The organism is Komagataeibacter xylinus, from assembly GCF_009834365.1.
Lineage (GTDB): Bacteria > Pseudomonadota > Alphaproteobacteria > Acetobacterales > Acetobacteraceae > Komagataeibacter > Komagataeibacter xylinus_D.
In genome coordinates, this window is the sequence record NZ_CP041349.1 from 14,618 (window position 1) to 36,106 (window position 21,489).

Genomic DNA, 21,489 nt, shown 5'->3' on the forward strand with positions numbered 1-21,489 from the left:
ATTGGAATTGATCCATCCGTTAAAGCAATTTCGTCCAGTAAGTTCTTGGGAGGTTTTTGAATCTCTTTGTCGGGACCTATGGAGCAAGATTTGGAATGACCCACATGCAAAAAAAAACGGGCGTCCAGGACAAAAACAAAATGGTGTTGACATTTGGGGGCAGATTAACGGTCGTGGTCCGTATCTCGGGATACAGTGCAAATTAAAAGACATATCTGTAGGGTCGACGCTTTCAAAAAAAGAAATCGAAACAGAAGTAGAAAAAGCAATTCAATTTACCCCACGATTATCGAAACTAATATTTGCGACAACAGCTCCAAATGATGCAAAAACAGAAACAATAGTTAGAGAAATATCTAATAGTAATAAAAATATAGATATAACAATACACGGCTGGGATGATATTGTTAATTATTTAAATATTCACGAAGATATTGCAAAAATATATTATAAAGATTCATATGAAAACAGTTTCGATATAGATAACTATCTATACGATTTTATATGCAAAGAATTATCAATAGAAAGTTTTGAGTATAACGCAAACATTATTCCGTTTAGGCATTATGGAATTGAATTTGAATTTGGTTTCATTTCAAAACTACAGGCATTCCCCCAAAATTTAGATGCATTTTATCATAGAATTGATAAAAGACACATATCAAAAGAGATGTATATCGCTACGAACAAATTACTAGAAGTAATTTCCAAAATAAATAAGCAATTAAACGGAAATCTCGTAGATGTCATAAATAGTGATTATATGAAAATGTATTGGGTTCCGTGTGTGGGTATGGATTATCATGAAAAGGGGGAATTTATAATCGAAAAAAAATGCGAACTTAAATATAATTTGAAAAAACTATTTTATATATTGAACTTTATGATTGCATACACATCTAGAAAAAAAGGCCACTTCCACCAAAATTTTCTTAAGTTTGTTGATTTTATAGATTGTAATGGAGGATTAACTGGTGATCCTCCCCACTCACCCTTCCATATTCCATCAGTCGGCACGATAGAGGAATTAAGAAATATTTAGAGAATATTATGTAATTGCATCCGGAATTGGTACAGTAATGAAGGACGACGCCTACAGGTAACACGTATCTCTCCGACGTATCAGACGAGGAACAACCTCTGATTATCTCATATCTGATCCTAATGTGAGGCAGGAGAACAACGGCATTATGCTCATTGGTCAATAGGATGCGCTACGGGATGACGTGGCATGCCCTGCTGCACGTCCGTCTGCCGTAATCGGCGACCTAATAGGTGTTCAGCCCCAGGGTTTGATGGTGTGGCATTTTCACGCGAGTAGAAGGAAGCATTATGGAACAGATACGTCTTGGCAGCGCCATGACCACGTACGCGGTGCGAACAGCAATACAGCGATCGCAGGCTTCGCACTCGGCGCTGAGCGAGGAATTCGGGATCAATTCAAAAACGGTGGCGAAATGACAGAAGCGTCCTACTGTCGGCGCGTTTTGTAGGTTCGACGCCGGGTGAGTTCGCGCTTGAGCGATGAGAAAAAACTTTCTGCCACGGCATTGTCGTGGCAATTTCTGCGTCAGTTCATCGAATGTTCCAGATTGTGATCCCGTATGAAGGCAGTCCAGTCCATGCCGGTAAACAAGCTGCCCTGATCCGAGTGGATCAGCACCTGACTGACGAGGTTGCGTAATACGACCATTTCCGAACGACCCCGCTTATAACGGTCTTCCCAGAGACCGGTGACGGGGTTCAGCGCAGCCGGCCCCATCGTGCCGTTCAGAAAGCATTCCACGATCCACGGCCGGGTCCGATAGGGACGCCTCGAAACAGGAGCCGGAAGATCGAAGATGGTTCCACTGGCAATGGTCCCGACCCGGAGCGGGTTATTACCGCCCTGAACTGGAGACGTATAATACTGGCGGATCATGCCACGTCTCCTTTGCAGGACGCCGTGTTTCCGGTTTCGGCTGCGGATCGTCCATGCAGGATCCGCGCGCCATCAGCGTCGTTATCGACCATGAGAACCCATCTGTCGGTCCCCAGGGCGCCAGTGCGGTAAGCCGCATCAAAGCCACGTGGCTTACGATCGCCCCGACGGATATGCACACTGATGGAAAATGAGCGCCCGGGATGCGCGCCGGCGGTCCTCTCACCGTAAAGCGTTACGGCAGTCGAGATTTCCGCGAGCGTCCGGGCTTCTGTCATCCCCCGTGCACCAAGGTGTTCCATAGGCAGCGCCTGAAGGATGGCGCAGCCGTCGGAACGGATGCGCACGGCGGGAGTGGCAATCAGGGAAAAGACAGGCATGATGAACTCCATCGCTCAGCGCGCCCTCGCGGGCGCACGGGTTTTCAGGGTTGGGTTTCAGGCGGCAGACGCCACGTCCTCGACGGACATCTGACGTGCCGATGGGCTGAAAATGTATTGGGCCGCGGCTGAAGCAGCACTCGCTGCGGTGAAAATGGCGCGCTTGTCAGCCTTCAGCAGTTCCAGCCAGTTCCCGATGTAATCCGCATGGCGGACAGTCGGCTCGATCTGCAGTTCCGCGCATACGAAAGCAGATGTCATCTCTGCGACCAGTTCCTCGGCCGCGTAGGCATGGTCCCCGAACCGCCTGCCAAAGGTGCGCGACAGCCGGCTTTCAGCCCCGGTCCAGTGCCCGATCTCATGAAAGACGGTTCTGTACCAATCGATCTGGTTGAAATAGGACTGCTGGGGCGGAACCCGGATGAAGTCCGCATCCGGGGCATAAAATGCCTTGTCACCGCCGATGCGAATGTCCGCCCCGGTTTCGCGCATCAGCGCTTCCGCATGCGGCACGATTTCGCGTTCCGGCAACGGCGCGGTCGGCGCAACCATGTTCTCCGGCAGGTTCTCGCACTGGTCAACGTTGAACACCGTAAACCGCTTTAGAAAAGGGATCTGGCGGGGCTCGTCGGAACCCGCTTCCGATTTTGGCGTGAAACGGTCAGCATAAAATACCGTCGTTCCCTTCTCGCCTTTCCTCACATTGCCGCCCTGCGCATGCGCCTGGCGGAACGTCAGCCATTTCTGGGAAGAAAACCCCTGCATCTCTACCGAACCCCACAGCATCAGGATGTTGATCCCGGAATAGGCCCGGTCGGTCGCGGCATTACGCGGCAGGGCAATGCCGCATTTCGCGCGGTTCCATGGGCAGACCCATGGCACGGTTCCCGCTTCAAGTTCGCGGATGATGCGGTCAGTGACGGACTGGTGGATGTCGGTACGTTCAGTTCTGGCCATGATCAGTCTCCAGAAAATGCAGACGCCGCCCCGAAGGGCGGCGTGGATGGGCAGCGGATGGCGAGGGTGGTGTCACCTGAGATCGATGATGCCCGTGCACGGGTCGAGGAAGACATCGGGCACCAGGAGGAGAGTGACCATGGAGGCCGTCCAGAGGAGCACGATGGCGACGAATTTGGCGATTTCGACGGCGGGGCGGGACGGCGGCGCGATGCGGTTCTGTGCCATTTCCAGATCCTTTTTTCGGGGGTTTCGACCCCTTCCGGCGACCGCAGGCCAGACTGGCGGGCAAGGGCGCCGCGCAGCGGCGGCACCGGAGCCGCGCACAGATGGCGCAGCCATCGCGCACGGCGAGGAGCCACCCCTTGCGCGGCAGGCTGGACTGTGGTGCCTGCCTCCTTCCTTTACTGTTTCATTTATTTCTATATTTTATTTTTATTATATTTCTATTCAGATTTGGCCTTTCCAGAGCCGCCATCCGATTGTCCGGATCGGGCTTTTTGCGGGGATGCCAGACAGGGGCAACTGATCCGCGCAGGCGTGACATCAATCCACAAACGATTGCCCGCAGTCGCTTCCAGTGCCTTGCGGATGGTGTCAGCGGAAAGAAATTCCGCGCCATCGTCGCCACCAAATGACGCGCGTTGACATCGTACCAGTCGTCAGGACATGTGCGCGGGTCCGCTTCGACAGTATAGGCGACAAGGTTCGCCTGACCCTCAGCGTCACTGAAGCCCGGATAACCATTCGACATCAGGTACACCCCATGATCGCCAACCAGCATGAGGCCTGCCGGTATCTTGGTACGGTCGACATCCGCACCGATCGGATGGCGCGACGACACGCCAGCCTTGAGAAAGACCGGTTCAACAAGCTGATCATAGGTAGGGGAATGTTCGCTCGCGGCTTGCGCATGAGCGAGAAGACGCGCCGCCAGGGCGTGGTCAAAATGAAGTTTCATGGCAGTATTCCTTTGTGTGAGCCCCTTGCGGGGACACAAAAAAAGGCGGGACACCGAAGTATCCCGCCTCAAGAAATGAAAACTGGCGCATCTGGCCCGAAGTGCCCCCCGATGCCGTTGCCGATCATTCATCTTCATCGTCATCAAAGAAACGAAGCGAGGCATCGACCGGGCCGTCCGCATCAAACAGGACGTAATCACAGTCGTGATTCCGGGCCAGGGCAAGAATGGCCCGCAGTGACCGCGACCCCGGCCAATCATGGGAGTATGGATCCAGCGGGACATGGACAAACCATCCGTGCGGGCCGGACAGGCAGGTCAGCCCAAAGGAACCACCTGACCTTGCATATCTCTCAAGGTGTCCACGGTCCGACAGGGGGAGGTGGCCGGTGCTCAGGTCGAGGAATTTCCGGATCTGGAAAGGCGCTAACATCGGGTTTCTCCCTGCTGGAGGATGAGGCGGGTCAGACCGGCCCGGCGCTCTCGCCGAATGCGCCAGCGGGCAGGACCCATTGTTCGGGGGATGTCAGGACACGGCCACGCCAGCGGTGGCAGAGCGCGCGGCGCACCAGATCGGGGTACCGGCGCACGGGGCCGTAGACCGTGCCGCCACTGGCCAGCGTGCCGAGGTCCCGGTCGCGTCGGATGGTGCAGCCAAATGCGCGTTCCCACTCACACAGCCGGGCGAACCGATCCGGGTCCATGTGCCGCAGCGTCGCAGCCTGATCAGCAGACATGAATACACATGCCAGGCAGGACAGACGGCCAAACCCGAGCAGATAGGGAAGCGGCGGAATCACGCCATGCCGACGCAGGATCTGCCAGACAGCCGTTTCACTCCAGGCATGTACCGGCCGCCAGTGATCGATATGCCGTCGGTTCCGACCATCACGACAGTCTGCCCGGTGCCGCTCAAAGACAGCGTAACGGGCACGGTTCGCGGATTCCGCCGCACGTTCTCCGGTTACAAACAGGGTCCGGGCATGACTGAAGCGCACCTGGTTCCGCAGGGCGCCATCCGCAACCATGATCTTGGCGTATGGGGAACACCAGCGGACCGACAGGTTCGCCGAAACCTGCGGGAAGCGGCGTCGTGTATTGGGCGGTCCCTTGCCACCGACAGTGACCCGCCCTGTCGGCGTATCGAACCAGACCGGTGCAGTCGGCGCATTCTCGCGCAGCATTTCCCGCACGATCCCACCCTGACGCGCGGAGAAATACAGCCTGACGCCAAGGGCAGCAGCCAGATGCCGCCCGTAATCGGGCACATGCGGCCAGTCAAAAACGTCCCCGTCATCGTCCACACGATGATGCCACCACTCGATGCGTTGCAGCGCCACGCCCTTTTCGAGCAGGTGCAGCGTACTGGCGAGGGAATCCTTGCCAAAGGAACAGGCGACGATGACGTGATCATAAGCCGCCAGATCAGGTATCTCTCCGGGCTCCGGCGCGACAGTTCCCTGGCGGGATAACAGGCTTGCGGTCACCATGGACATTCTCCTTGTCTGAATGTCTTCTGGCGGTCCGAAGGGGTATCGTGGGTCAAACGCGGCGCGTGCGCCGGCATCGCAGGCCCGCGGAGCGGGACAAGAGCCACCGTTTGAGGCGCGATGGCCCTTCGGGCATATTTTTTCCTGTGTCTTTCTGCTTTTCCTATGCGTCCGCGTTCAGGTATTCGTGCAGATACCGGCGCAGCACCATGCAGGCCGCATGGGTGTCCCGCTCACCGTCATCCGCAAGGACACGATCCATCATTCTGGCGAGAACGGCGGCTGCCTCTCGGCCCGGGCTGAAAACAAGGGAAAACCCAAACTGTCCCTGCAGCACGCCGGTCCCGGCATCGTGGACCATGGCCACGATCTCGCCATGGACGACTTCCTCAACCTCGAGGTCCACTTCCTGGCCGTCAGGCAGAATGGTGGTCCGGATCCCGTCAGAGTCCACACTGTCGGGGACCGCATCGAGAACGATCCGCGCAGCCGCCTCGGCGTCCGTCGCCGTGACCCTGAAATCGCCGGCATCCGCTTCAAACAGGCGCTCAACCAGCGTGACACGAAAATCAGGCATTGCCGTCCTCCCTTACCAGGACGAATTCGCTCAGTGTCTTGGCTTCCCGCCATGGGCAGTGCCACACCATCACGTCCTTTCCGCAGATTTCGGCGACAGAGCCACGCTCTCTCAGCCGGGCCAGTTCGGCCGACGTGACTCTGGGAACCGCCGTGAAAGCGGAAAATTCGACTACTGCCGCCTCCACGCTCTCATAGGGTCCCCGCCATCGGCGGGCCGCGGGCGGATAGATTTCAGGCGTCCGGATCAGAACCCCACCGTCCGGGTGGAAGCCCAGTTCAACCACATACCTGCCGATCAGACGCTTTTCCGTCATGTAGTCATGGGTCATCACGGTTCTCCTTCGCCGACGCAGGTGAACGCGTAACCTGACGTTCTGGATAAGCCCGGTTGGGGCGCATCGCAGAATTTCCCGGTCGACGTCCTGCCTGAGGCCGTTGCTGGCTCACCGCCCTACGTCACCACTAGGGGCGACGGGCCGTGAGCCAGAGCCGTACGGCGGCAACAGCCTCGCTCAGCTGAAACCTACAAACTCAACATGCGTCCTGAGGAATTCTTCAGGTGTCTGTGATGGCGGAGCCGGACTTTCCGCCCTGCCGTGCGGCACGTCATCCTCCTGATCTGTCGCGGCAGGATCATCGGTTCCCGGGCCACCAGCCAGCTCACCACCATCCGCGTCGTCTTCCAACTCGGTCTCGTCGTCATGCGCCAGGTCCCCATCATCGTCATCCGCTCCAGACGACGGGGCGAGCGCTTCCGCGAAGGTGGCGTTCAGCGCTGCGACATCGACCTGGAAAAGCGCGGCAGGATGCACCCAGCTCCCCTGCCCGACATGGTCCATCAGGGCGCGGCGCATTTCCTTGCCGGTATTGCGCGGCAGGATACCTTCCGCCTTTATGGCCTTCGTGATGCCGGACTTACTGAGCGTTTTCAGGAAATCGTCATCCGCCATAGCGGGCAGATGGTCATCCGCTTTCACGATATGGCCGACCAGGACACCCCAGTCGCCGCTATTCGTCGCGTTCTTCTCGCAGGACAGAACGGCTTTGAGCACGTCGACAGCAGCGCCACGCAGGACCGCCTCGTCCAGCGCCATCTCGCCATCCTGGAACAGTCCGGCGGCAGCCACGAGCCGGCGTGACGGACGGCGCTGCGGGTAGTGCGCGTTGGAATCCCCGTCTACCCGGACATTCTGCGCGTTAAGGGCCGCGATCATCAGCCCGACCAGGACCCATGGATCGGCAGAGCCCCGGATGCCGTCCAATGCGGCATGCAGCGCCTGGGTGCGGAAACTGCCAATCATGTCAAAACCACGCCCCGAGATATCGGGCCGTTCCCGTGGCCCTTCGGGCAGGGCTTCAATGACGGCGGACGGCGTCACGCGGCCTGCCGCCTCGCTGCCCGGCAGGACGCACCAGCCCTCGCGAACCTTCAGGCGATGATCGAGCCAGAAGAATTTCGTGGCGCCCTCGCGCTGCCAGTAGATCCGCACCATACCGGGTTCGAAGACCGGCTCGCCGTTCTCGTCGCTCTGGAGGATCAGGGCGTCTTCAGGCGTGTTCTGACCCAGCCACTGGCGCTGCGCCTTCTCATAGGCGAAGCCGTCATCTGTATAACGGCCGTCCTTCCCGGCTTCACCGAACAGATCTTCCTGCCAGGCGATCCGGCAGCTTTTTGCAATGGCGTCATCAAACGAGGCCTCGATTGCATAAAAACGGTCCTGCCGCAGGGCTGACGCAATCCGGTCCCAATCGGGGATGGCAGCACCGGGTTCCCAGTTTCCGTCGGGTAGCTGCACGCCATCATCTTCACAGGCTTCGACATCCTCGGGCGGCGACGAGCCAACCGGAAACCCGAAATGGCCCCAGACCTGTTCCTGCAGCGCGGTTGACGCAAGGGCGATGCTCGCCAGTTCACGATTGCCGGGCCCCTTGCCCGCCTCGATCCACGCCAAAATCTCGGGCAGGATGGCAGACAGGCGACCGATCTGCTTCAGCTGCACCGGTGTGAGCATCAGCGCCTTGCAGATCGCGGTGTCATTCCACTTTTTTTCCTCCCGGAGCCTGGCGACAACCCGCCACTGTTCAACCTGGGTCATGGGCTGACGGATCATGTTCTCCGACGCGGCACGCATCCGGTCCAGTTCCGCATCGTCGCCTGCCACCGTCACCTGAATGGTTTTCAGGCCGGCCTTGACTGCAGCACGCCGGCGGCGATGCCCCGCAACGATCATCAGGCCGCCCGGGGTTTCGCGGACCAGAGGCGGATGGATGATCCCAACGGCCTTGACGTTCAGCGCCAGCTGGCGCTCTTCCGCCTCGTTGGGCGCGGATTTCCGCGGGTTTTCGGGGTTGTCGAGCAGGGTTTTCGGATCAACTTCGCGCAGTTCCATGGTTTTTACTCCGTGTTCTCAGGACACCTTTCCTGATGCACCCTGGCGGCCAGCACCGGGCTGGCGGAGCAAGGGCGCCGCGCAGCGGCGGCACCGGACCCGCGCGCAGGCGGCGCAGACGCCGAGCACGGGGAGGCGCCACCCCTTGCGGCGCCTGACCGGAGATGGCAGCCCTTCTCAGGCTGCCACCTCTTCTTCCTTCTCCCTGTCCTCGGTGTCGTCATGCGCCGGGTCTTCATCGGTCGCGGTCGCCGCCAGATCGTCTTCCAGCGCTTTCAGCTCAGCGCGCTTTTCATCAAGCATCGCCTGTTCCGCGAACGGCAGGCCCAGACGGGCCCGGTAGGATGGCAGGCGACGCTGCGCTTCCTCCCGCATCCGGATTGCGTCACGGAGCGCGTCATCGATCCGAAGCAGCGCATGCTCGAGACGCGACGTCAGCCCAAGGCCCTTCGTGTCGTCCTCGACGGCGATTTCAATGCGGCCTGAGCGCGCTTCCACAAACAGCGTCACGTCGACCGCGCGCTTTTCGTAGTACACGCGACGGCCTGGCCCTGCTTCACACATGACGGCGAACCCACCGATGCGTCCGAGGTTCCAGACCCCTGCCTCACCGTTCTTCGCGGCCAGACGGACCTGGGACAGGAGCCATGACCCGGCCTTCTCGCGCTCGCTGACATCCCCCTTGTCCCTGCGCAATACGAACGCATCCCCCTTCGTGGGCTGACGGCTGGCAATATCCGCCTCGATAAGCGGGATCTGGCGCTCCGCGCCCGCAATCTCACGCTCGGCCCGGTCGATGGCACGTTTTACGGCGAACTGGTCGTCATAATGGGCGGCCGCCAGTCTCTCGAGCCGCGCAAGATCGGCCTCCAGCCCGGCTTTGTGCATCAGCCGGGCATCGCCTGATGCGAGCGCCTTGGCCATGGCGAACTGGTTTCCCCCTTCCCCGCCAATGTCCTCAATCCGGCGGATGGAACGGTCACCTGACATCGCAAGGCCAATAAAGCGCTGCTTGCGCTCGAGGAGCTGCCAGTTGGTCGCGTCAACGGAACCCTGCTGGGCATAGGCGTAGAGTTCGATTTCCGCGTGCTGGTTGCCCTGCCGCTCGATGCGACCCTCGCGCTGGATGATGTCGGAGACCAGCCACGGCACGTCGAGATGGTGCAGGGCCTTGAGGCGCTGCTGGGCGTTGACGCCGGTGCCCATGGTCGCCGTCGAGCCGATCAGGATCCGCTTGCGGCCGGCATTGAGATCACCGAACAGCTTCTGCTTCGCCGCACTCTTCCTGTAGTGCTGCATGAACGCGATTTCCGCGCGCGGCACGCCCAGTCGGATCAGTTCATCGCGGATCCACGTATAGGCGGAAAAACCGCGTGTCTCCATCGCGCTCTCGGTGCCCAGATCCGAAAAGATCATCTGCACCGCCCCCGGCAGGTCGTACGGCCGACCGGTTTCAGGATCGCTGTAACGGCTTTCCGATGTCTCCTGCCAGATCCGGAACACGTTCCCGATCATCAGGTTCAGCTTCGATGTATCGTCATTCGCGGCGAGAGGGGCGACGAAGCGCAGGTCGATCGCGGCATGACGGGCATCCGTGATGACGGACAGGAGGATGTCGTCGCCCTTCTGGGGACGCCCCTGGCGCGCTTCGATGGCGTTGATGCGGGCCGCCAGCGTCTTCTGGTAGGCCCTGAAGTTATCGTTTGTCGGCGCGACAATAATCTCGCGACGCCCGCCCCGGATCGCAGGCAGATTCACGTACTGGCGTAGGTCATCGTGCTGCACGACATCCGCGAAGTCGCGATACATCGCCATGAGGTCGGCGACGTTGACGAACTCGGTGAAGCGCGTGACCGGCTTGTAAAGCCCGCTTGGCTGCAGTTCCAGTTCGGTACGGGTTTCGCCGAAATTGGCTGCCCAGGCATCGAATTCATGCAGGTAGCGCTTCTGCAGCGCCTCAAGATCCATATAGCGGCTGACCGTCCACATTTCGGCGAGCGTATTGGTGATCGGGGAGCCGGACGCCATGATCAGCGGGCGCTCCGGATTTTTTGCCGCCAGGTAGCGCGTCTTCACGAAGAGATCCCAGGCCCGCTGCGAGCCGTTCGGATCGACCCCCTTGAGGTCGGACTGGTTGGTTGCAAAACTCAGCTTCCGGAACTGCTGCGCTTCATCAACGAGGATCTGGTCGATGCCAATCTCTCCCAGATGCACGAGATCGTCCTTTCGAGTGCCAAGGCCTTCCAGCTTCGCCTGCATCTTCTCCTTCATGCTCTCGACCCGCTTGCGCGACAGGCGGTCGGCCGCGTCGACGCTTTCCAGCACTTCCTCGTAAGACGCGATCTGCGCCTCGATCATCTGGCGTTCGAAATCCCCCTCCACCGGGATGAACCTGAATGCGTCATGCGTGATGATGATCGCATCCCAGTTTCCGGTCGCGGCCCGGGCAAGGAACCGCTGGCGCTTTGCTTTCACGAAGTTCGTCTCGTCGGCGACGAGGATCCGCGCGGTCGGGTAGAGCATGAGGAATTCGCGGGCCATCTGGGCGAGGCAGTGACCGGGAACGGCGATCATCGCCTTGCTGATCAGGCCAAGCCGCTTCTGCTCCATGACGGCCGCAACCATCGAGAAGGTCTTTCCGGAGCCGACCGCGTGCGCGATATACGTGCCGCCCGCGGCGATGATCCGCCAGATCACCCGTTTCTGGTGCGGGCGCAGGCTGATCGTGGTGCTTGCACCGGGCAGGCGCAGATGGGAGCCATCAAACGCGCGTGCCACGAGGTTGTTGTAGGTGTCGTTATACAACCTGACCAGCCTCTCGGCCCGATCGCCATCCTGCCAGACCCATGTCTCGAACGCACGCCTGATCGCCACCAGTTTTTCCTTTGCGGCTTCCGTCTCCTGTGTGTTCAGTTCGCGGTGCTCTTTGCCATCGCCATCACGCCAGACATCCCATATTTTTGGCGATGCCTGCGTCAGGGCATCTTCCAGCAGTTCGCCGGCATGTCGCCGTTCCGTTCCCCAGACTGACGTTGCCTCGGCCTTGCCCATGAATGCCCGTTTCCCCACGGTCCAGCAGGCGACCGCGGGCGCGTGATAAATGATCGTCTCGACCCCGAGCACCTCGGCGGTAAAGGCGATGATGTCGCTGACCGGCAACCACGGAGCGCCAAGGCGCGCGGTGATCTCCGACGGACGCAGATCGGCTGGCTGGACGGCTTCCAGCGCCGTGACGTTCCGGGCGTAGCGTCCATCGATCCGGGCTGCATCGCGGGCCTCTTCCAGCTTGGTCCGCACGGCGCCGGAGAGCATTTCATCAGCCGTGACCCAGATATCGCGACCATCCACGCTTCGTACCGGATCGAGATAAACCGCATCCCCCAGTGCGGCCGCGACCTCAGCTTCGGACTGTCCCATGAGTTCCGCGATCCGCGGCATTTCCACACCGCCTGTTTCATGCAGGCAGACGGCCAGGGCGTCGTGGGCGGAATGGATCTCGGGTTCGACAGGCGCATGAATGACCCGCTCCGAGAAAATTGGTCCCATCCGGCCTTTCTGCGTCGCCTCGTCGTATTCCTCGATGGACGAGACCAGCCAGACGTCGGGATCATCGTAAAATGGCGTCAGGTTTGGCCGCCGCTGGGTTTCGTTTTCGACCCCGGTTTCCGGATCGATCCTGACCGTCACGTTCATCAGGTTGATCGGGCCGAACTGTCGGACAAAGCTGAAATAGGCACGCTTCAGATCACCCTGCAGGCGTCCGTAGGGCAGGTTCTCCAGCTGCGCCCGCAGCACCGCGCGTGCCGCATTCCGAATGGGTATCAGCGCGGTAATGATCCGGGCATGCTTCTGAAAGAGGCCGTCCTTCTGATCCCCTTTCCTGATGGCAACCGTGGCGGCCTGTCCGTCGCAGATCTGTTGCAGGACGCCTTTCGTGACGAAGTAGGAGCCCTCTTTCAACTGGGCGCCATCGGCAGCCGTGCCGACCAGCACACCGGCTCCCGCCGGCCGGACAATGCGCTGGTCCAGGGGTTCCGGAAAGCGCACGTCCTGCCCGATCCGGCTCAGGGCCTCGGGCAACACCACATCGAGCCTGCCGTCGGCACGCACGTCGCATGTGTAATCGGGACCGAACTGGGTGGTGGTCCAGCCGTGACGGCCAAGCACCTGCTCCGGGTGGTCGAGGAAGTAGCGATTGACGAGGAGCGGACCGTTACCCTGGTCGCTACTCGCAAGGGCGCCGGTTTCCAGCCAGGTCTCGTCATCGGCCATGTCGCCGATCATGCGCTTGCGGAACACCAGTACGTCCACCACCACGTCCGTGCCGGCGTCATCTCGCATTGCTCCGGCCGGGAGCCGGACTGCCCCCACGAGGTCAGCCATGTCGGCAATGGTCCGGCGCGCGGTGCTGTCCGTCTTGTCCAGCGTATGGCGGGACGTCACGAACATTGCGATGCCGCCCGGACGGAGTGCCTCGATGGATCGGGCAATGAAAAAATCATGCAGGCTCAGGCCAAGCCGTCCCAGACCTTCCGGACCACGCACGGTGCGATTGGAAAAGGGTGGATTACCGATCGCAAGGTCATACCCGTCTGCGAGCTTCACTGTCGTGAAATCCTCGCTGCGGATCCACTGGTTCGGATAGAGCCTGCGCGCAATCCTTGCTGTAATCGGATCATTCTCGATCCCGGTAAAGGCGATGCGTCCCTCGAGCCTTTCCGGTCGGGCCGCGATGAAAAGACCGGTCCCGCAGCCGGGTTCAAGCACGGAACCGCCTCTGAAGCCCATCTGCAGCACTTTGTTCCAGAGTGCGTGCACGATCAGCTCAGGGGTAAAATGCGCATATTGTGTCGCGCGCTTCAGTCCTGCCCTTTCAACATCTGTTGTGGAGGCATGGATCGCCTCGCCAATCTCTTCCCAGCCCGGGCGGGCCCTATCGCTTCCGGATGGAAACAGGTTGTTCGCCAATTCTCCTGCTCCAAAGCCGATGAATCGTGACAGGACGATCTGTTCGGGGGACGAGGCGTTTCGGTCTGCTTCTTCGATCTCCTTAAGCAGTTCGATTGCCAGTGCATTGTCACGAGCCCGCTGTTTCCATGTGGCAGCGAGACTTCGGTTGGTCACCATATGAAAGTCGATCTGGGGAAGGGCCATCGGGGCCGGTGTGACGGGAGGGACGGGGGACGTGCCGTCTTCGCCTTCAAGTTCGCCCCAGAAAAGGTCGTTCTGGGTATCTGCGAGAGCGGTTGTGCCGAAGAGGTTGAGCTGGAACGACATGGCCGTGCTCCGTACAAACGCCGGCACCCGGCGCTGCTTCTGCAGGCCGGGATGTTTCCGGGTCAGGTTTTCGGGATGTCAGGAACGGGCGTGCTAATCAGGTTGTGTTGCCTGATTACTCTTTCCTTCAGCTCTCATTGCAACCGGGTCGGGCAGTGCGGGGCAAGGGTGCCGCGTAGCGGCAGCACCGGACCCGCGCGCAGGCGACGCAGACGCCGAGCACGGGGAGGAGCTACCCCTTGCGGCGCACTGGCCGATCTGGTGCAGTTTTGTCTTATTTAGACCTTTTTTGGGCCATTCCTCTTCGGCAAATAATGGGTAATCGGCTCAAAGCTCTGGCGATCCCGACCATAGGCAATCTAACTGTGGTCCCAGACGATACATCCTGCGCAAGCAACGCACCCAATCAACAGACAAAAGCGTTTTACGCGGTAAAATTTTTACGGCGTAAAAGATTTGGAACTCTTCTCTTGTCTTCAGAAAGCTGTCCTGTAAAAACTCCTTCTATACGGTGACGGTCCGCGGAACTCCTGCATCGATAAGGTCCCAATGACAAAACATCCCTCTCCATCAAAACAATCCATCGTGATGCTATCATCGCCAAAGGGTGGTGTTGGAAAATCGTCGTTATCCCGGAATATACTTGTTTTAGCTGCTCAATCTGGCAGACAAGTATTAGGATTGGATATGGATAAACAGGCAACTCTAGCCACATGGGCAGAACGTAGGGAACGTGTCCGTGCGAGTATTCCGGCCGTGTCCCATATTCCTGTACATCGCGCGTCCCTTGATGACTGGCGGTCTACCCTGAAAATGGCGAGGCAATCCTCTGCCGATTTTATTGTCATCGACACGCCGCCTTCGATCGAAATTAACATGACAGCAATCTTGGGCTTGTGTGAGGGTTCTGATTTTGTTCTGGTTCCTTGCCAGCAAAGCCAAGACGATTTAGACAGCGTGATACCGTGGATGCGCCATTTGAAACAGAGCGGTGCGAAAGCAGCGTTCATCATTAATCGTGCGAATATTCGAACTCGTTCCTACGCGACTATCCGCTCCAAATTGCTAAATGTCGGACCCGTATGTCCCGTAGAAATCGCCCAAGCAGAGGAAATATCACTCGCAAATGGTAAAGGGTTAGGCGTCATGGATCTAAGTCGGCCCAAAAACGCGGAAGCGTTTGGCGCACTCTGGTCATACTTGCGACAGGAGTTGGACCTGTGAGCAAAGCCAATACGACGCGCGGCATCTCGCTGCGAGCCTTGCAGGGCCTTGATGCTGACGAAATACAGCCATCTGATGCGCGTCCTAGCGAGCTACATGAACTCACCACCGTATCTTCTGAAACCCTGGAGACAATTGCATCAGTATTTTCCGGAACGGACCTTGCGAAGGACGAGGGCCGCATCCGGATCATTCTTGATACCCAGCGCGCCGTAACATCTGCGTGGGAAAAGGCTGCGCGTTCCTTTCTGGAAATCGGCCGAGCATTAAATACGCTAGAAAATGCACTTTTTTCGAGAGAAGAAAAAAACCGTCTTAAAGCCAGTTTCGAACGCTTTTTCCCTTTCTCCGAACCGGTGGCCTCCCAGTTGCGTCGGATCGCAAGCATGGTGGATAGTGGCCGAATTAGCGAGACGTTACTACCGGGTTCATATAGTGCAGCGTATCAGCTGACTTTGCTGGGACCAGAGGAGCTTGAAGCGGCGCGCGAGAAGGGCCTAGTCGGACCCAGCGCGTCTCGTTCTGCAATCATAGCATTCCGAAAGTCAATCAAGCGGCCTGCATCTCATGTTGATTTTGCCGCGCTCGTAACAGAGGCGCGGCGCCTTAGATCCACCAGGCGCCAAATGCTGGAACAGCTTGTTGCCATCCGAAAGCGCTTACGTGAAATCGATGAACTTATCGGTGACGAGTAAAAGTTCCGAGAGAGCATTAGGAGGCCAACCCCTGCATCTATTACGGGACCGGCAACGCGACCCTCTACACAAGACGATCGAAATACGGTGGGCTTGAGGTCTCGAAGCTTGAGGAGCAGCAAGTAGGAAACTCGTGAGACGCCCGGCATTACGGCGTAATGCTCTGACTAAGGCGGTGTCCAAACGGGATTACTCGCAACGGCGGGGGCGGGCCTGTAGTCTCATCACCGTCGACCCAAGGACGTGGCGCTATGCGTCGTACCGTCCATGCGATACCGAGGTGCGCGGCCTACCGCGCCACCTTGTGGGCGAACGATGCCAGTTTCCCTATCAGGGTCGGCACATCTTTCTGGAATGCGAAGGAGTAATCCTGATCCACAAGAAGCTGTTCCGGTTGTATCGCAAGGAAGGGTTGTCGGTCCATTAGTGTGGTGGCCAGAAACAGGAAATGGGCACCTACTCGCCGACGCCGGTGCCCGACGGTCCTAATTCGCGCTGGACAACGGATGTCGCTTCCGCGTGCTGACCGTTGAGGACGACTACACGCGAGAGTGCCTAGTACTAGTCACCTGAATCTGAAGTTCGGCTCATTGTCTTATGACAAAAGCGCTTCACCGAGGCGAGGATCTGGTCGGCTGATTTGGCCCACCGATACGGCCGTGGGTTTTTGTTATGTGCATCGATAAAAGTTGTGATGTCGGCTTCGAGTGCAGTTGTTGACCGATGCACGCCGCGTTGGAGTTGCTTGCGCGTCAGTTCGGCGAACCAGCGCTCTACCTGATTGATCCAGGAAGCCGAGGTGGGCGTGAAGTGAACATGCCAATGCGGGCGGCGCGCGAGCCACGTCTTGATCGTGGACGTTTTATGTGTGGCGTAGTTATCCATCACGAGATGAACATCCAGGTCATCAGGGATATCGGCGGCGATACGTTTCAGGAAATCGAGAAATTCCGTGGTACGATAACGTTTGTAGCATTTGCCGATTACCGCACCTGTTGCGATGTCGAGGACTGCAAACAGCGACGTCGTACCGTTCCGGAGATAGGTATGGGTACGTCGTTCTGGCACGCCCGGTACCATGGGCAGGACGGGCTGTTCGCGGTCCAGCGCCTGGATCTAGGATTTCTCGTCGACGCACAGCACGATCGCGCGGTTCGGTGGCGACATGTAAAGACCGACAATATCCCGAACCTTGTCGACAAATAGCGGGTCCGTCGACAGTTTGAAGGTTTCAGCCCGATGCGGCTATCTTCGACTGTTCGTCCGCAATTAGTCTACTGATTTGCCTCTATGCGACGCAGACGTTTTCATCGTCTACGTTGAGTGAGGACTTTAGCGGGACCTAGGAAACGCGACTACCGTGCGTTTTGGCTCAACAGGTGGAGGTGAGGGAACTAATGTTAGGCCCACAGCACTCAGTTTGACTACCGCCTCTGGATATACTGCTAGCGCCAAGTTGAGTTGAGCGCAGAAGGTATCACGGAAATGGTCTAGGCGTTTTACGCCAGCGCCGAACTGGGCGTGAAGACCCTTCCAAGTGATTGGCGTGTCCTTCTGGAGGACATGCAGCCGATATGCAAGCCAGCAATATATGTCTAAAGCCATCGAGTGTTTACTGATCGCTCGAATTGCGGATTCCTGGATAGGAACAGGATGTCGACGAAGCTGATCGTAGAATGTTTCACTTAGCTTCGTCCGCGCTAAAAGCTGTCCCCCGCTAGAGTCCTCGCCATCTTCCGTAAACAGTGCTTTGTCGACTATAAGTTGTTGTACTAATGCTGACTTTCCTGCTTGTTGGACCTCGAAAGTGAGACGACAGCGCGTGATGCGGAGTGCCTGCTCTCTTACGTCGGCTATCGTTTTGCCGCCAGGAGAGATGTTCATCTTCTTAAGCCAGTCGCGAAGCGACTTTCCGAGCTCAATTTCGCGACTTTGGGTTCTTAGAGCCTCGGTTTGCAGATATAGCAGTATAAGTCTGGCTCGACTTCCGTATGGGACACCAATCCATTGAAGTTCCCCATTCGGAAGCGTTCGTCGACCTGGTTCTACGAGAAGGGTAACTCTGTCGGTGCGAACTTGCCAAGGTGCAGAGTCGGGCTGTTTTTTATGTGGGAGCGGTGCTTGTGCCCAGCCGCTATACATGAAACCTAGTCCGGCATCTTCGTCCGTCAGATATGCAGCGGCCGCATCAACGACGCGGCGGTCCATGTCTAGCTGGAGTACATGCTGTCGACCATGCTCCTGAAGCAAGTCATGCACTTCCGCCATCATGGCTCCCCTAGGCATATGTATGTTGGCTCGATTCTGCGTCCATGATGCACGGATTTGTTCAGAATGTCTCTGAGGACTGTAGCGGGATCTAATACTAGTTAAAGCTAATTGTATTCTAATATTAGTTTGTCCCGTTAGTGTCCTCGGGATAACTTATGCGAATCGTGCTTGCTCCGTAAGCACGTGTCGCTAGAGTCCTCAGTTTTTCCGCTACAGTCCTCAGTACCCTGTTGGTCACCTCGCAAAAGGGAGGTGTAGCGAATCGGTATCTCTGAGGGCATCAAGTTTCCCGTCAGAGTCCTCGATTTGCAGATAGCGCTAATTTGGCGCCCCGTCAAAGTCCTCAAAACTGAGAAATTTTCAGGTTAGGAGGCTTCTAACAGCCCGATTTTCCTTGATGTTCGGCGGATAAACCTGTTTTTGGCGCACAAAACCCCGCTAGAGTCCTCACTTCGAGGGCCGTTTTGCGATCTGTTTCGGCTCCAGATTTCTGGCATATCTCAGAAATTAACCTTGCGCGTCGCATGTTCCCGCCAGAGTCCTCAGTTTTTGCCTCTGAAAGAAACTCCATGAGGACTCTGGCGGGAATGTAGGCTGGAACAGGTGTTCAGAACTCTCACTTGGTCGGGTAGCGCGCTGAGACGCTGGCTCCGTCGATGTACGTTTTACGGTCTGTCGGGATAATGTCGTGGCGTGGGCTACGTCCGCCAAAGTCCTCATCTGGATGTTGTGGTTACACTGGGGGCTGACGTCTGTGATCACGCGTGACATGGGCCTGTCTATTTCCGCAGACTCTGCGAATCGACCCTCTCGGATATCCCAACTGATCTACCCAGTGACGCCGTTGTGAGTCGCGGCAGGGAGATAATCAACAGGTCTTCATCAGGGGAAATACTGGTTTCCTGATATTCTGCTTTTTTGCTGTGTGTCCACAGGACGAATGCAGGTGAAAGCATGACCGCAATCAGGAAATTTCCCGATTTATTGCCAGGCTTTAGCTGGCGGGATATCGAGGTAAATGGCGTGCGGATCCGCACCGCTACCGGCGGAAACGGACCGCCGCTGCTCATGCTGCATGGTCATCCGCAGATGCATCTGACCTGGCACAAGGTTGCGCCCGCACTGGCGAAACGTTTTACCATCGTGGCCCCAGATCTGCGGGGTTACGGTGATAGCGCCAAGCCTGAAGGTGGGGCGGATCACGCCAACTATTCCAAGCGGGCCATGGCGGCTGATCTGGTTGGCGTCATGCTCCAGCTTGGATTTGAACGGTTCATGGTTGTCGGGCATGACCGGGGCGGACGGGTGGCGCACCGCATGGCGCTGGATGCACCGCAATCGGTGGAAAAACTGGTGCTGATCGATATCGCACCGACAGCAACGATGTATGCCCGGACCAATATGGAATTCGCCCGACGCTATTTCTGGTGGTTTTTTCTGATCCAGCCCGCCCTCCTGCCTGAAAGGCTGATCAGTGGGGATCCGGACTTTTTTCTCGAAAGCCACATTGCAGGACAGATCAAGATACCAGGATCGGTCGATCCGCGTGTCATGGCCGAATATCGTCGATGCTACGCCGACCCGGGAATGCGTCATGCAGCGTGCGAAGACTACCGCGCTGCGGCAGGCATCGACCTCGTTCATGATGCAGCTGATGCAGACAGGCGGATTGAGGTCCCATTACTGGCTCTGTGGGGCGCACGCGGCACCGTGGGCGCGCTATATGACGTTGTCGAGACATGGCGCGAAAAAGCCGTGGACGTGCGGGGATACGCGATCGACTGTGGTCATAGTCCGCAGGAAGAAGTACCGGCAGAACTGTTGTATCGGCTTGATGCGTTTCTCTGACCTTCGCGAAACAGATGGTGAGTAAAAGTTCGATTTTCACCGCATTACAGCCAGTTATGCTGTGAAAAGCAGACCCGTTCAATCCAGATGACGCGATCGCTGAAGATATCGATCGGCTGTGTGCGGATTCAGAGGTTACGGAGCGACCTCTGACCCGGATTAGCGGGAAGCGGCCGCATGTTCCAGATAGAGCCGCAGCATCGTAACGGCTTCCTTATCCTGGGCCGGGCGGGGGACCGAGTGATCCTGTGGCAGGGCAAAGATCGCCTTGACCAGATGCAGCAGCATCACGGCCCGTTCGTCATGTGGACCCGGAGGACCACCCAGCCGTGACAATAACTGGCTCATGCGCCCGATCAGCGCTTTGCGGAGCGTTCCTGTCCCATCTGGCAGGGTAATCCCGCTGTCGAGCAGGGAAAGGACGACTGAGCGTTCCGTTCGCAGACGCTGGATGATGTCCAGCAGTCCTTCTGCTGCATCACGTGGCGACAGCGGCGGATCGTGATCGACCAACTCATCCAGGGCATGCAGGAGCCGCGCGCCGTAGTGTTCGAGCACTGCGGCGGCCAGCACGTCCTTGGTCGGGAAAAAACGGTAGAGCGAACCGATTGCCGTGCTGGCGCGGGCAGCGATCTCGGTCATTGTCGCCGCCTCGTAAGATTTCTCGCCAAAGACCGTTGTCGCGGCCGTAAGGATCGCTTCAACGCGGTCGCGTCCGCGCTGCCGCTTGGGCGCGAGTGGTGATGAACGGGGCGGGCTTGACATAATGCGAGGGTACCCTCAACTTTCTTTTATGCGAGACAGTCCTCGCATAACCGATTTTCCAATGCCGGTCGATGTTTGACCCGACCATGTATCCAGATCCCGGAAGGCGCCGATCCGTGAACAGATTTGACCCGCGAACCACAGCCCTTGTCCTCATTGACCTGCAGAATGGCATACTTGCCCTGCCAACCGCCCCGCGGCCATCGTCGCAGGTGCTGGAGAGCGGTAAATCGCTTGCTGCCCGCTTCCGGGATGAAGGTGCTACGGTCGTACTGGTTCGGGTTGCGTTTGCGCCCGACTTTGCCGACGCGCCGCCCGGTCCCGCCGACCAGCCCTTAAGCCCGCCGGAAGGCGGCCTGCCAGCGGATTGGGCGCACCTGGCGGATGGGCTGGTAGCACCCGGCGATATCGTCATCACCAAACATCAGTGGGGGCATTTACAGGCACGGAACTGGACCTTCAGCTTCGCAGGCGGGGCATCCGGACGGTCGTGCTGGGCGGTATTGCTACGAATTTCGGGGTTGAATCCACCGCACGGCATGGCTGGGAACTTGGCTATCACATCGTCATTGCCGAGGATCTCTGCACCAGCCTGTCAGCAGACCTTCATGATGTTTCCATCCGCTCGATCCTCCCGCGGATTGCACGCGTGCTGCCTTCCGATACAATCGTGTTTGGCGGTTAAGCGGTGAGGGTAGGGCCATCAGCGTGGCTGCTGACCGGGCGATGGG

Annotated in this window: 16 protein-coding genes and 5 pseudogenes; 7 read left to right on the forward strand and 14 right to left on the reverse strand. The window is 58.0% G+C overall.

Annotation, left to right across the window (positions count from 1 at the left end):
- Window positions 1-7: 7 nt before the first annotated feature.
- Both FMA36_RS16905 and FMA36_RS16910 read left to right on the forward strand, forming a co-directional pair.
- Window positions 8-1,042, forward strand: coding sequence for a restriction endonuclease (locus FMA36_RS16905; RefSeq protein ID WP_159264144.1), 1,035 nt, complete (start codon window positions 8-10; stop codon window positions 1,040-1,042).
- 290 nt (window positions 1,043-1,332) lie between these two features.
- A pseudogene (locus FMA36_RS16910) lies at window positions 1,333-1,458 on the forward strand (IS481 family transposase); the annotation flags it as partial.
- Between the two features lie 22 nt (window positions 1,459-1,480).
- Here FMA36_RS16910 and FMA36_RS16915 read toward each other — a convergent pair.
- The 11 genes and pseudogenes from FMA36_RS16915 to FMA36_RS16965 all read right to left on the reverse strand — a co-directional run.
- A pseudogene (locus FMA36_RS16915) lies at window positions 1,481-1,666 on the reverse strand (IS3 family transposase); the annotation flags it as partial.
- A gap of 251 nt (window positions 1,667-1,917) precedes the next feature.
- On the reverse strand, window positions 1,918-2,301 hold the full coding sequence (locus FMA36_RS16925) for a hypothetical protein (protein WP_240906609.1): 384 nt from the start codon (window positions 2,299-2,301) through the stop codon (window positions 1,918-1,920).
- A 57-nt stretch (window positions 2,302-2,358) separates the two neighbouring features.
- Entirely contained in the window at window positions 2,359-3,258 is a 900-nt protein-coding gene (locus tag FMA36_RS16930) for an ArdC family protein (RefSeq protein ID WP_159264148.1), read from the reverse strand.
- A 72-nt stretch (window positions 3,259-3,330) separates the two neighbouring features.
- Window positions 3,331-3,486, reverse strand: coding sequence for a hypothetical protein (locus FMA36_RS19240; protein ID WP_167518067.1), 156 nt, complete (start codon window positions 3,484-3,486; stop codon window positions 3,331-3,333).
- 184 nt (window positions 3,487-3,670) lie between these two features.
- A complete protein-coding gene (locus FMA36_RS16935; protein WP_240906610.1) occupies window positions 3,671-4,219 on the reverse strand; it encodes a DUF3085 domain-containing protein in 549 nt (182 codons plus the stop codon).
- A gap of 124 nt (window positions 4,220-4,343) precedes the next feature.
- On the reverse strand, window positions 4,344-4,652 hold the full coding sequence (locus tag FMA36_RS16940) for a DUF5983 family protein (protein WP_010515656.1): 309 nt from the start codon (window positions 4,650-4,652) through the stop codon (window positions 4,344-4,346).
- A gap of 31 nt (window positions 4,653-4,683) precedes the next feature.
- Window positions 4,684-5,715 (reverse strand): phosphoadenosine phosphosulfate reductase domain-containing protein, encoded by a 1,032-nt coding sequence (locus FMA36_RS16945; RefSeq protein WP_159264150.1) that lies wholly within the window; start codon window positions 5,713-5,715, stop codon window positions 4,684-4,686.
- Window positions 5,716-5,872: 157 nt separating this feature from the next.
- Window positions 5,873-6,286 (reverse strand): hypothetical protein, encoded by a 414-nt coding sequence (locus FMA36_RS16950; RefSeq protein WP_159264152.1) that lies wholly within the window; start codon window positions 6,284-6,286, stop codon window positions 5,873-5,875.
- Window positions 6,279-6,617 carry a hypothetical protein gene (locus tag FMA36_RS16955; protein WP_159264154.1) on the reverse strand — a complete coding sequence of 113 codons (339 nt, stop codon included), beginning with the start codon at window positions 6,615-6,617 and terminating at the stop codon, window positions 6,279-6,281. The genes FMA36_RS16950 and FMA36_RS16955 overlap by 8 nt, the downstream gene beginning before the upstream one ends.
- A gap of 183 nt (window positions 6,618-6,800) precedes the next feature.
- Window positions 6,801-8,678, reverse strand: coding sequence for a ParB/RepB/Spo0J family partition protein (locus tag FMA36_RS16960; protein ID WP_159264156.1), 1,878 nt, complete (start codon window positions 8,676-8,678; stop codon window positions 6,801-6,803).
- A 177-nt stretch (window positions 8,679-8,855) separates the two neighbouring features.
- Window positions 8,856-13,955 (reverse strand): lactate dehydrogenase, encoded by a 5,100-nt coding sequence (locus FMA36_RS16965; protein ID WP_159264158.1) that lies wholly within the window; start codon window positions 13,953-13,955, stop codon window positions 8,856-8,858.
- A 549-nt stretch (window positions 13,956-14,504) separates the two neighbouring features.
- On the opposite strand from FMA36_RS16965, the gene FMA36_RS16970 reads away from it, so the two are divergent.
- From FMA36_RS16970 to FMA36_RS19580, 3 genes and pseudogenes are all read left to right on the forward strand, one after another.
- The gene (locus tag FMA36_RS16970) at window positions 14,505-15,179 is read left to right on the forward strand and encodes a ParA family protein (RefSeq protein ID WP_232275864.1); all 675 of its coding nucleotides are present in this window, start codon (window positions 14,505-14,507) and stop codon (window positions 15,177-15,179) included.
- Window positions 15,176-15,874, forward strand: a complete 699-nt coding sequence (locus FMA36_RS16975) for a hypothetical protein (RefSeq protein ID WP_159264159.1) — start codon at window positions 15,176-15,178, stop codon at window positions 15,872-15,874. The genes FMA36_RS16970 and FMA36_RS16975 overlap by 4 nt, the downstream gene beginning before the upstream one ends.
- 23 nt (window positions 15,875-15,897) lie before the next feature.
- Window positions 15,898-16,441, forward strand: a pseudogene (locus FMA36_RS19580) (transposase family protein); the annotation flags it as partial.
- Here FMA36_RS19580 and FMA36_RS16980 read toward each other — a convergent pair.
- Together FMA36_RS16980 and FMA36_RS16985 are read right to left on the reverse strand one after the other, a co-directional pair.
- Window positions 16,436-17,119: pseudogene (locus FMA36_RS16980) on the reverse strand (IS630 family transposase); the annotation flags it as partial. The pseudogenes FMA36_RS19580 and FMA36_RS16980 overlap by 6 nt on opposite strands.
- Before the next feature lie 87 nt (window positions 17,120-17,206).
- Window positions 17,207-18,145 (reverse strand): replication protein RepA, encoded by a 939-nt coding sequence (locus FMA36_RS16985; protein ID WP_010515665.1) that lies wholly within the window; start codon window positions 18,143-18,145, stop codon window positions 17,207-17,209.
- A gap of 954 nt (window positions 18,146-19,099) precedes the next feature.
- On the opposite strand from FMA36_RS16985, the gene FMA36_RS16990 reads away from it, so the two are divergent.
- Window positions 19,100-19,993, forward strand: a complete 894-nt coding sequence (locus tag FMA36_RS16990) for an alpha/beta fold hydrolase (protein ID WP_159264160.1) — start codon at window positions 19,100-19,102, stop codon at window positions 19,991-19,993.
- Between the two features lie 159 nt (window positions 19,994-20,152).
- On the opposite strand, the gene FMA36_RS16995 is transcribed toward FMA36_RS16990, so the two are convergent.
- Window positions 20,153-20,758: a TetR/AcrR family transcriptional regulator gene (locus tag FMA36_RS16995; RefSeq protein WP_159264162.1), complete on the reverse strand. Its 606-nt coding sequence runs from the start codon at window positions 20,756-20,758 to the stop codon at window positions 20,153-20,155.
- A gap of 86 nt (window positions 20,759-20,844) precedes the next feature.
- Between FMA36_RS16995 and FMA36_RS17000 the strand changes: the two are divergent.
- Window positions 20,845-21,443: pseudogene (locus FMA36_RS17000) on the forward strand (hydrolase).
- The last annotated feature ends 46 nt before the right edge of the window (window positions 21,444-21,489 follow it).

What these genes read in the sequence shown, in the direction of transcription:
- FMA36_RS16925 (WP_240906609.1), bottom strand. Translation starts at nt 2,301, where the DNA reads ATGCCTGTCTTTTCCCTGATTGCCACTCCCGCCGTGCGCATCCGTTCC.
- FMA36_RS16930 (WP_159264148.1), bottom strand. Translation starts at nt 3,258, where the DNA reads ATGGCCAGAACTGAACGTACCGACATCCACCAGTCCGTCACTGACCGC.
- FMA36_RS19240 (WP_167518067.1), bottom strand. Translation starts at nt 3,486, where the DNA reads ATGGCACAGAACCGCATCGCGCCGCCGTCCCGCCCCGCCGTCGAAATC.
- FMA36_RS16935 (WP_240906610.1), bottom strand. Translation starts at nt 4,219, where the DNA reads ATGAAACTTCATTTTGACCACGCCCTGGCGGCGCGTCTTCTCGCTCAT.
- FMA36_RS16940 (WP_010515656.1), bottom strand. Translation starts at nt 4,652, where the DNA reads ATGTTAGCGCCTTTCCAGATCCGGAAATTCCTCGACCTGAGCACCGGC.
- FMA36_RS16945 (WP_159264150.1), bottom strand. Translation starts at nt 5,715, where the DNA reads ATGTCCATGGTGACCGCAAGCCTGTTATCCCGCCAGGGAACTGTCGCG.
- FMA36_RS16950 (WP_159264152.1), bottom strand. Translation starts at nt 6,286, where the DNA reads ATGCCTGATTTTCGTGTCACGCTGGTTGAGCGCCTGTTTGAAGCGGAT.
- FMA36_RS16955 (WP_159264154.1), bottom strand. Translation starts at nt 6,617, where the DNA reads ATGACCCATGACTACATGACGGAAAAGCGTCTGATCGGCAGGTATGTG.
- FMA36_RS16960 (WP_159264156.1), bottom strand. Translation starts at nt 8,678, where the DNA reads ATGGAACTGCGCGAAGTTGATCCGAAAACCCTGCTCGACAACCCCGAA.
- FMA36_RS16965 (WP_159264158.1), bottom strand. Translation starts at nt 13,955, where the DNA reads ATGTCGTTCCAGCTCAACCTCTTCGGCACAACCGCTCTCGCAGATACC.
- FMA36_RS16970 (WP_232275864.1), top strand. Translation starts at nt 14,505, where the DNA reads ATGACAAAACATCCCTCTCCATCAAAACAATCCATCGTGATGCTATCA.
- FMA36_RS16985 (WP_010515665.1), bottom strand. Translation starts at nt 18,145, where the DNA reads ATGATGGCGGAAGTGCATGACTTGCTTCAGGAGCATGGTCGACAGCAT.
- FMA36_RS16990 (WP_159264160.1), top strand. Translation starts at nt 19,100, where the DNA reads ATGACCGCAATCAGGAAATTTCCCGATTTATTGCCAGGCTTTAGCTGG.
- FMA36_RS16995 (WP_159264162.1), bottom strand. Translation starts at nt 20,758, where the DNA reads ATGTCAAGCCCGCCCCGTTCATCACCACTCGCGCCCAAGCGGCAGCGC.